Origin of the sequence: Haladaptatus sp. W1 (genome assembly GCF_001723155.1) — an archaeon.
GTDB classification, from domain to species: domain Archaea; phylum Halobacteriota; class Halobacteria; order Halobacteriales; family Haladaptataceae; genus Haladaptatus; species Haladaptatus paucihalophilus.
In genome coordinates this window covers 1-3,062 of record NZ_MEIH01000072.1, presented here as the reverse complement: position 1 = coordinate 3,062, position 3,062 = coordinate 1, and the positions used below count along the sequence as shown (strand labels likewise).

Here is a 3,062-nt window from a genome sequence, read left to right as displayed (position 1 = left end):
CGTCGCGCGAACGTGGCTCACGTTCTTGCGCGCGCTCGAACTGGCAAAGAAGACCGACAGCGGATTCGTCCGTATTCGACGCGACCCGGACGAGGAAGCGCTCGCCGAAGCACTCCAAACCCGCGTGTACGGCGTCTCGACCGTTCTCAACGTCCTTCCCGAGGACGAGTGGCTCGAATCCGAAGCCGTCTTCGAGCGGTTCAGCGACGAGATTCCCACGTGGGAGCGGTACAAGGACCCGACGCGAGTAGAAGACGTGTGGCGCGAACGCGTCGGAAACATGCTGGAGTGGGCGGTGCTGTTGGGCCTCGCGGAGCGGTCGGAGGACGGCTATCGACGGACGTGACGGAGAGCGAGGCAGATGTCGTCCTCATACGGGGTCGTACTCCGGTTCGAACAGATACGGTTTCAGCACGCGGCGTTCCGACAGGTCGAAATCGAGTAACCGACGTTCGAAGTCGGTCATGAGCTTCGAGACCACCGCTTGCTTTTCCTCCGCGTCGTCCCCAGAACGACCGTTTCGAGCCTAGATTCGAACGCCGTCGGCGTCCACGAGAGGGTCGAGAGTTCCGCGCGTCGCCACTTCCGGTAGGGCACGAATCGACCGTCGAGCAGGAAGGGGAGCGCCATGTACCCCTCGACCGCCCGACGGAGGGACAGTTCCGCCGTCAGTGGGTCGTCGCGTCGGAACGCCAATCCGGAATCCAACGGTGCGTTGCCGGTCGCGTGATACCAGTAGCTGAAACACTTTTCCTCGCGCACCGTCGCCGGATAGTCGTCGTATCGGCCGAGCAGGTCGGTCACGACACCGGTCGGGTCGGCGAGCACGTCCGCGTTCGCGTGAACGTACAGCGCGGTGTCGTCGTCCCAATCGGCGAGGTCGGCTTCGATACGGTCGAGGGTCGTCCAGTCGAGTTCGACGAACACGCCGTCGTGTTGGCGCGTTTCTCCGGTGCTATCGCGGGCGGCAACCGCGTCCGGCGTGGCGACGACGCGGAGTTCGACGTCCGAGTGGTCGTCCGCGTGCCCGAGCGCGACCGAACCGTGGAGCAGAACACCGAGAACGTCGTCCGCCGCGACGATTTCGTCGGCGAGTCCGGCCGCCGCGTCACGAAGGTATGTCATGTCGTGGATTGGTCCCGATTTAGTATATAAAATCACGGGACGAACGAGGAGTTCGACATTATACAGTTTAACCGCAGTTATAGAATACAAATACTATTTCGAATAGCGTTATATGTATCCAATACATCCAACTAAACCGTGAGTAAGTGTTCGAATGTCACGAGAAGTCGGGTAGGAGTAGCTATATTTGGAATTCAATTGGGCCAGCTCGGTACGACCGTCCCCGCCGCCGAATCCGCCACGGATGGAGGACGGCCCGGCGAATCCGGGATTCCGTCGGGCGTCCGCCCGAGAGCACCGGCGACGCGTCATGAAGGCCACGTCCATTCCGCTCGGCGCGTTCGTTCACAGAACGCGTCCTCGCGCCGACTGTGCGAACCGGTCGCGGCGTTCGCGTCTCGTCGTGGCGCGCGTGGCGGGTTCAGTATGGTTCACGGCGTCGGCGTCGTGGACGCGCTGTTCTGTGAACGAACGCGCCGAGCGGAATGGACGTGGCCTTCATGACGCGTCGCCGGTGCTCTCGGGCGGACGCCCGACGGAATCCCCGGATTCGCCGGGCCGTCCTCCATCCGTGGCGGATTCGGCGGCGGGGACGGTCGTACCGAGCTGGCCCAATTGAATTCCAAATATAGCTACTCCTACCCGACTTCTCGTGACATTCGAACACTTACTCACGGTTTAGTTGGATGTATTGGATACATATAACGCTATTCGAAATAGTATTTGTATTCTATAACTGCGGTTAAACTGTATAATGTCGAACTCCTCGTTCGTCCCGTGATTTATATACTAAATCGGGACCAATCCACGACATGACATACCTTCGTGACGCGGCGGCCGGACTCGCCGACGAAATCGTCGCGGCGGACGACGTTCTCGGTGTTCTGCTCCACGGTTCGGTCGCGCTCGGGCACGCGGACGACCACTCGGACGTCGAACTCCGCGTCGTCGCCACGCCGGACGCGGTTGCCGCCCGCGATAGCACCGGAGAAACGCGCCAACACGACGGCGTGTTCGTCGAACTCGACTGGACGACCCTCGACCGTATCGAAGCCGACCTCGCCGATTGGGACGACGACACCGCGCTGTACGTTCACGCGAACGCGGACGTGCTCGCCGACCCGACCGGTGTCGTGACCGACCTGCTCGGCCGATACGACGACTATCCGGCGACGGTGCGCGAGGAAAAGTGTTTCAGCTACTGGTATCACGCGACCGGCAACGCACCGTTGGATTCCGGATTGGCGTTCCGACGCGACGACCCACTGACGGCGGAACTGTCCCTCCGTCGGGCGGTCGAGGGGTACATGGCGCTCCCCTTCCTGCTCGACGGTCGATTCGTGCCCTACCGGAAGTGGCGACGCGCGGAACTCTCGACCCTCTCGTGGACGCCGACGGCGTTCGAATCTAGGCTCGAAACGGTCGTTCTGGGGACGACGCGGAGGAAAAGCAAGCGGTGGTCTCGAAGCTCATGACCGACTTCGAACGTCGGTTACTCGATTTCGACCTGTCGGAACGCCGCGTGCTGAAACCGTATCTGTTCGAACCGGAGTACGACCCCGTATGAGGACGACATCTGCCTCGCTCTCCGTCACGTCCGTCGATAGCCGTCCTCCGACCGCTCCGCGAGGCCCAACAGCACCGCCCACTCCAGCATGTTTCCGACGCGTTCGCGCCACACGTCTTCTACTCGCGTCGGGTCCTTGTACCGCTCCCACGTGGGAATCTCGTCGCTGAACCGCTCGAAGACGGCTTCGGATTCGAGCCACTCGTCCTCGGGAAGGACGTTGAGAACGGTCGAGACGCCGTACACGCGGGTTTGGAGTGCTTCGGCGAGCGCTTCCTCGTCCGGGTCGCGTCGAATACGGACGAATCCGCTGTCGGTCTTCTTTGCCAGTTCGAGCGCGCGCAAGAACGTGAGCCACGTTCGCGCGACG

Annotated in this window: 5 protein-coding genes; 3 read left to right on the top strand and 2 right to left on the bottom strand. The window is 62.0% G+C overall.

Annotated features, from left to right (window positions below; translation table 11 throughout):
- On the top strand, nucleotides 1-346 hold a 346-nt coding region (locus BG842_RS04010), incomplete at its 5' end, for a hypothetical protein (RefSeq protein WP_069449774.1).
- A 116-nt stretch (nucleotides 347-462) separates the two neighbouring features.
- Here the strand turns inward: BG842_RS04010 and BG842_RS04005 are convergent.
- Nucleotides 463-1,125 (bottom strand): DUF4037 domain-containing protein, encoded by a 663-nt coding sequence (locus tag BG842_RS04005; RefSeq protein ID WP_254662880.1) that lies wholly within the window; start codon nucleotides 1,123-1,125, stop codon nucleotides 463-465.
- A 198-nt stretch (nucleotides 1,126-1,323) separates the two neighbouring features.
- Between BG842_RS04005 and BG842_RS31020 the strand changes: the two genes are divergently transcribed.
- Both BG842_RS31020 and BG842_RS03995 read left to right on the top strand, forming a co-directional pair.
- Nucleotides 1,324-1,629, top strand: coding sequence for a hypothetical protein (locus tag BG842_RS31020; protein WP_254662881.1), 306 nt, complete (start codon nucleotides 1,324-1,326; stop codon nucleotides 1,627-1,629).
- A gap of 308 nt (nucleotides 1,630-1,937) precedes the next feature.
- Nucleotides 1,938-2,600, top strand: coding sequence for a DUF4037 domain-containing protein (locus BG842_RS03995; protein ID WP_254662880.1), 663 nt, complete (start codon nucleotides 1,938-1,940; stop codon nucleotides 2,598-2,600).
- Nucleotides 2,601-2,716: 116 nt separating this feature from the next.
- On the opposite strand, the gene BG842_RS03990 is transcribed toward BG842_RS03995, so the two are convergent.
- Nucleotides 2,717-3,062: hypothetical protein (locus tag BG842_RS03990; RefSeq protein WP_069449774.1), on the bottom strand; the 346-nt coding region annotated here is incomplete at its 5' end.

Bases quoted from the DNA above. Each gene is read 5' to 3' on its own strand.
- BG842_RS04005 (WP_254662880.1), bottom strand. From the start codon at position 1,125: ATGACATACCTTCGTGACGCGGCGGCCGGACTCGCCGACGAAATCGTC.
- BG842_RS03995 (WP_254662880.1), top strand. From the start codon at position 1,938: ATGACATACCTTCGTGACGCGGCGGCCGGACTCGCCGACGAAATCGTC.